The organism is Sulfurivirga sp. (assembly GCF_015490265.1).
Lineage (GTDB): Bacteria > Pseudomonadota > Gammaproteobacteria > Thiomicrospirales > Thiomicrospiraceae > Sulfurivirga.
Window position 1 is genome coordinate 1 of the sequence record NZ_WFYD01000004.1, and the last position, 5326, is coordinate 5326.

At 64.7% G+C, this 5326-nt stretch carries 6 protein-coding genes; all 6 read left to right on the forward strand.

Features of this window, described 5'->3' with window-relative positions; genetic code table 11:
• Positions 1-1132: translation elongation factor 4 (gene lepA / locus F8K16_RS00120; protein WP_294945263.1), on the forward strand; the 1132-nt coding region annotated here is incomplete at its 5' end.
• A complete protein-coding gene (gene lepB, locus F8K16_RS00125; RefSeq protein WP_294945266.1) occupies positions 1129-1908 on the forward strand; it encodes a signal peptidase I in 780 nt (259 codons plus the stop codon). The genes lepA and lepB, both read left to right, overlap by 4 nt.
• The gene (gene rnc, locus F8K16_RS00130; protein ID WP_294945268.1) at positions 1905-2597 is read left to right on the forward strand and encodes a ribonuclease III; all 693 of its coding nucleotides are present in this window, start codon (positions 1905-1907) and stop codon (positions 2595-2597) included. Before lepB ends, rnc begins: the two co-directional genes overlap by 4 nt.
• Entirely contained in the window at positions 2590-3522 is a 933-nt protein-coding gene (gene era / locus F8K16_RS00135; RefSeq protein ID WP_294945271.1) for a GTPase Era, read from the forward strand. The genes rnc and era overlap by 8 nt, the downstream gene beginning before the upstream one ends.
• Positions 3522-4214 carry a DNA repair protein RecO gene (recO, locus tag F8K16_RS00140; protein ID WP_294945273.1) on the forward strand — a complete coding sequence of 231 codons (693 nt, stop codon included), beginning with the start codon at positions 3522-3524 and terminating at the stop codon, positions 4212-4214. The genes era and recO overlap by 1 nt, the downstream gene beginning before the upstream one ends.
• Positions 4211-4972 carry a pyridoxine 5'-phosphate synthase gene (gene pdxJ / locus F8K16_RS00145; protein WP_294945275.1) on the forward strand — a complete coding sequence of 254 codons (762 nt, stop codon included), beginning with the start codon at positions 4211-4213 and terminating at the stop codon, positions 4970-4972. The genes recO and pdxJ overlap by 4 nt, the downstream gene beginning before the upstream one ends.
• Positions 4973-5326 lie beyond the last annotated feature (354 nt).

Here is a 5326-nt window from a genome sequence, read left to right on the forward strand (position 1 = left end):
CGTCATGTCCACCGGCGAGGATTACGAGGTGGATCAGGTGGGCGTGTTCACGCCCAAGCGCACGCCCACCGAGACACTCAGTGCCGGCGAGGTGGGCTATGTGATCGCCGGCATCAAGGACATCGACGGCGCGCCGGTGGGGGATACGCTCACTGACGCGCGCAATCCTGTCCCCGAGCCGCTGCCGGGCTTCAAGCCGGTGCAGCCGCGGGTGTTCGCCGGCATCTTCCCCATCAGCTCCGAGGACTACGAGGACCTGCGCGAGGCGCTGCGCAAGCTGCGTCTGAACGACGCGGCGCTGTTCTTCGAGCCGGAGACGTCCGATGCGCTCGGCTTCGGCTTCCGCTGCGGCTTTCTCGGCATGCTGCACATGGAGATCATTCAGGAGCGGCTGGAGCGGGAATACAACCTGGACCTGATCACCACCGCGCCCACTGTGGTCTATGAGGTGGAGACCAAAAAGGGCGAGGTGATCAAGGTGGACAACCCCTCCAAACTGCCGGATGCGAGCACCATCGCCGAAATCCGCGAGCCCATCATCGAGGCCACCATTCTGGTGCCGGACGAGTATGTGGGCAATGTGATGAAACTGTGCATCGAAAAGCGTGGCGTGCAGAAGAACATGACCTATGTGGGCAATCAGGTGCAGATGGTCTATGAGCTGCCCATGAACGAGGTGGTGCTGGACTTCTTCGACCGGCTCAAGTCCACCAGCCGCGGCTATGCGTCCATGGACTACGAGTTCAAGCGCTTCCAGGCGGATGATCTGGTGAAGATGGACATTCTCATCAACGGTGAGCCGGTGGATGCGCTGGCGATCATCGTGCACCGTTCCAAGGCGGTGCAGCGCGGGCGCGAGCTGATCGAGAAGCTGCGCGAGCTGATCCCGCGGCAGATGTTCGAAGTGGCACTGCAGGCGGCCATCGGTGGCAAGATCATCGCCCGCACCAACGTCAAGGCGCTGCGCAAGAACGTGACCGCCAAGTGCTACGGCGGTGATGTGAGCCGCAAGAAGAAACTGCTGCAGAAACAGAAGGAAGGCAAGAAGCGCATGAAGGCCATCGGCAAGGTAGAGCTGCCGCAGGAGGCGTTTCTGGCCGTGCTGCAGACCGGAGGAGGCGACAACGGATGAATTTCGAACTGCTGCTGGTGGTCATCACCGGCATCACCGGGGTGATTGCGCTGGTGGACAGGCTGGTCTGGGCGCCGCGGCGCGCCCAGGCGGCGGTGACCGAGAAGGTGCCGGTGATCGTGGACTATTCCCGCTCGCTGTTTCCGGTCTTTCTCGTCGTTCTGGTGCTGCGCTCCTTCGTGGCCGAACCCTTCCGCATTCCCTCCGGTTCCATGTACCCGACGCTGGAGATCGGCGACTTCATTCTGGTGAGCAAGTTCAGCTATGGCATCAAGCTGCCCATCAGCCAGCAGAAGCTGATCGACATCGGCGAGCCGAAGCGGGGAGATGTGATCGTGTTCAAATATCCGCAGAACCCTGAGCTGGACTACATCAAACGGGTGGTGGGCCTGCCGGGGGACACCATCCAGTACATCGACAAGCATCTGATCATCAACGGCAAGCCGGTGTCCATGCGCTTCAAGGGCGTCTACCACGGCGAGGGCTCCGGCAAAATGATGGACGGCGCCAAGGTGTACGAGGAATGTCTGCCGGGGGAGGGCAAGTGTCATGACATCCTGCTGGATGATGAAACGCGTCCCGGCAAGTCGCTGCTGACGCCGATCAAGGTGCCGCCCGGCCACTACTTCATGATGGGTGACAACCGCGACCACTCCAACGACAGTCGCTACTGGGGCTTCGTACCGGAGCGCAACCTCAAGGGGCGGGCCGTGCTCATCTGGATGAACTGGGACGGCACCGTGCATTTCAACCGCATCGGCAAGGTGATCCAATGAGCCAGCCGGACGCACGCGCGCTGGCGCAGCTGATGGACAGGCTGGGCTACCACTTCGGTGACGAGGCGCTGCTGCGCCGCGCCCTCACCCACCGCAGCGCTTCCGGCCAGCACAACGAGCGGCTGGAGTTTCTCGGCGACAGCCTGCTCAACTTCATCATCGGCGAGGCCCTCTACCGGGGCCACGACCGCCTGCCTGAGGGCGACCTGAGCCGGCTGCGCGCCTTTCTGGTCAAGGGCGAGACGCTGGCGGACATCGCCCAGGAGCTCAATCTGGGCGACTATCTCATCCTCGGCGGCGGCGAGCTGAAAAGCGGCGGCTACCGGCGTCGCTCCATCCTGGCCGACACGGTGGAGGCGCTGATCGCCGCCACCTATCTGGATGGTGGCATCGACGCCTGCCGGGATCTGGTGCTGCGCCTGTATGCGGACCGGCTCAGGGCGGTGGATCCGCGCAAGATCGTAAAGGATCCCAAGACGCGGCTGCAGGAATGGTTGCAGAAGCGGCGCCTGCCGCTGCCCCATTACGAGGTGCTCTCCATCACCGGCCCGGCGCACGAGCAGACCTTCCGAGTCGCCTGCGAGGTGGCCGGTCACGCACCGTTCGAGGCGGAGGCGGGCAGCCGCCGCAAGGCCGAGCAGCTGGCGGCGGAAAAGGCGCTGGACGTGCTGGAGGCGAAAAATGACTGAACGGATCGACGACCCCCGTGGCTGTGATGCGCCCTTCCGGGCCGGCTTCGTCTCCATGATCGGCCGGCCCAACGTGGGCAAGTCCACCCTGGTCAACGAGCTGATCGGGCAGAAGATCTCCATCACCGCGCCACGGCCCCAGACCACCCGCCACCGCATTCACGCCATCAAGAGCACACCGTGCCACCAGATCGTGCTGGTGGACACGCCCGGGCTGCACCAGGGCTTTCGCAAGTCGCTCAACCGCTACATGAACCGGGCGGCCAGGTCGGCGCTGGTGGACGTGGACGCGGTGGTGTTCGTGGTGGAGGCGGGCAGGTGGACCCGCGAGGACGAGGCGGTGGCGCGGCTGCTGCGGGACGTGAAGGCGCCGGTGATCGTGGCCATCAACAAGGTGGACCGCATCAAGGCCAAGTATGACCTGCTGCCGTTCATCGAACAGGTGGCGGGCAAGGTGCCCTTCCGCGCGGTGGTGCCGGTGTCCGCCTTCCGCAAGATCAATCTGGACGCGCTGGAAAAGGAAATCGTCGACTGCCTGCCGGAGCAGCCCCCCATTTTTCCGGAGGATTACGTCACCGACCGGCCCACCCGTTTTCTGGTGGCGGAGATGATCCGCGAGAAGCTGATGCGCTATCTGGGGGAGGAGGTGCCCTACGGCACCACCGTGGAAGTGGAGCAGATGCAGTGGGACGATGAAGAGGGCCGCTGGGTCATCCACGCTACCATCATGGTGGAGCGGGAAGGGCAGAAGCGCATCGTCATCGGCGACAATGGCGCCATGATCAAGAAGATCGGCACCGAGGCGCGCCGGGACATCATCAACCTGTTGGACGCGCGCGTCCATCTGGAGCTGTGGGTCAAGGTCAAGGACAACTGGTCCGACGATGACCGGGCGCTGGCCTCTCTGGGATACAGCGACGTCTGATGCTGGAGCAGCCGGCCTTTCTGCTGCACCGCCGGCCCTACCGCGAGACCAGTCTGCTGGCCAGCTTCATTACTCCGGAGCAGGGGCGGGTGGATCTGGTGGTCAAGGGGGTGCGTAGCACCAGCCGGCGGGCGCGTCAGCGGCAGGCGTGGCTGCAGCCGTTCGTGCCCCTGACGCTGCGCTGGCGACCCCGACCCGGTGGGCGCCTGAGCACCCTCTATCAGTTCGAGGCAGTCGGTGGCGGCGTGGCGCTGCGTCACATGGGGCTGCTGTGCGGCCTCTACGCCAATGAGCTGCTGCAGCGCACCCTGACCGAAGGGGAGCCGGTCGAGGCACTGTTCGAGCGCTATGTGCGCACCCTTGAGACGCTGGCGCAGACGGCGCAGCCCGCGCAACAGGCCTGGGCCTTGCGTCAGCTGGAGTGGGCGCTGCTGGAGGTGCTGGGCAGTCAGCCGCCTCTGCCGCCCGAGGGCGCCACGGCGTTGATCTGGGAGGCGTCCGGCTGGCGGGCGGCGGTGGACGGTGTGCCCGCCCCATGTGTGCTGGCGCTGGCGGAAGGCTGTTTTGAACCGGCCTGCCTCGCCGCCCAGAAGCGCCTGCTCAGGCAGCTGCTCGCTCCCTGGCTGGGTGGACGGCCCATGGAAAGCCAGCGTCTGCTGGCCCGTTTTCTTGAAAGGAGTGCAGAGTCATGAATCCCATCTATCTGGGCGTCAATATCGACCATGTGGCCACCCTGCGTCAGGCCCGTGGTACCCGCTATCCCGATCCGATCAAGGCGGCACTGGACGCCGAGCAGGCGGGGGCTGACAGCATCACCCTGCATCTGCGCGAGGACCGGCGCCACATTCAGGACCGGGACGTGGAGCGGCTGATCGAGTGCCGTCAGACCAAGGTCAACCTAGAGATGGCAGCCACCGACGAGATGGTGGGCATCGCCTGTTTTCTGCGTCCGGAAGACGTCTGCCTGGTGCCGGAGCGGCGTGAGGAGCTGACCACCGAAGGCGGGCTGGATGTGGTGTCACAGGTAGAGAGGCTCAAGGATGTGGTCACGCGGCTGGACGAGTCCGGCGTCCGCGTCTCCCTGTTCATCGACGCCGACAGGGAACAGATCGACGCGGCCAGGGAGACGGGCGCGCCGGTGGTCGAGCTGCACACAGGCCACTATGCAGATCTGGGTGAAGTGTCCCACTGGGGGCAGCGGCAGGAACTGCAGCGCATCGTGGAGGCGGCGGAATACGCCCATTCGCTCGGTCTGCAGGTCAATGCCGGCCACGGACTGCACTACCACAATGTGCAGGCCATCGCCCGCATTCCCCAGATCGTCGAGCTCAATATCGGCCATGCCATCGTGGCCCACGCCGTCTTTGTCGGCTTTGCCGAGGCGGTGCGGGAGATGAAGCGCCTGATGGTGGAGGCGCGCACCCACGCCGCCCTTGGCGCCACGCCCTGAAACCCCTCCATAACGGGGGCTCCCCCGTTTTTGCCGAGTCCGCCGCTGCCGCGCAGGCGCCGTGCCGGAAACTGCCGGAAAATGGCGGTGCTGACACCATTTCGGCGTCTTGGTGCATCTATCTGACGGGATCTCCCCCATTTTTACCGGATCCGCCTCACCCGCGCAGGCGGCATGCCGGAAAAATGCCGGTTTTGCGGGGGATGTGGCATGTACGGTAAGCAATTGGTGCACTGAAAAAGAAAACGGCCCCATTAGGGGCCGTTTGCCGTGCCGTCGGGTCAGACCCGTTCAGGAGGCTGACTTTGCCGCCTTGTCTTCGGTAGTGGGGGTCGACTCCGGCGGCACTTCAGA

Excerpts from the sequence above, each read along its gene's own strand:
- lepB (WP_294945266.1), top strand. The coding sequence starts at position 1,129 with ATGAATTTCGAACTGCTGCTGGTGGTCATCACCGGCATCACCGGGGTG.
- rnc (WP_294945268.1), top strand. The coding sequence starts at position 1,905 with ATGAGCCAGCCGGACGCACGCGCGCTGGCGCAGCTGATGGACAGGCTG.
- era (WP_294945271.1), top strand. The coding sequence starts at position 2,590 with ATGACTGAACGGATCGACGACCCCCGTGGCTGTGATGCGCCCTTCCGG.
- recO (WP_294945273.1), top strand. The coding sequence starts at position 3,522 with ATGCTGGAGCAGCCGGCCTTTCTGCTGCACCGCCGGCCCTACCGCGAG.
- pdxJ (WP_294945275.1), top strand. The coding sequence starts at position 4,211 with ATGAATCCCATCTATCTGGGCGTCAATATCGACCATGTGGCCACCCTG.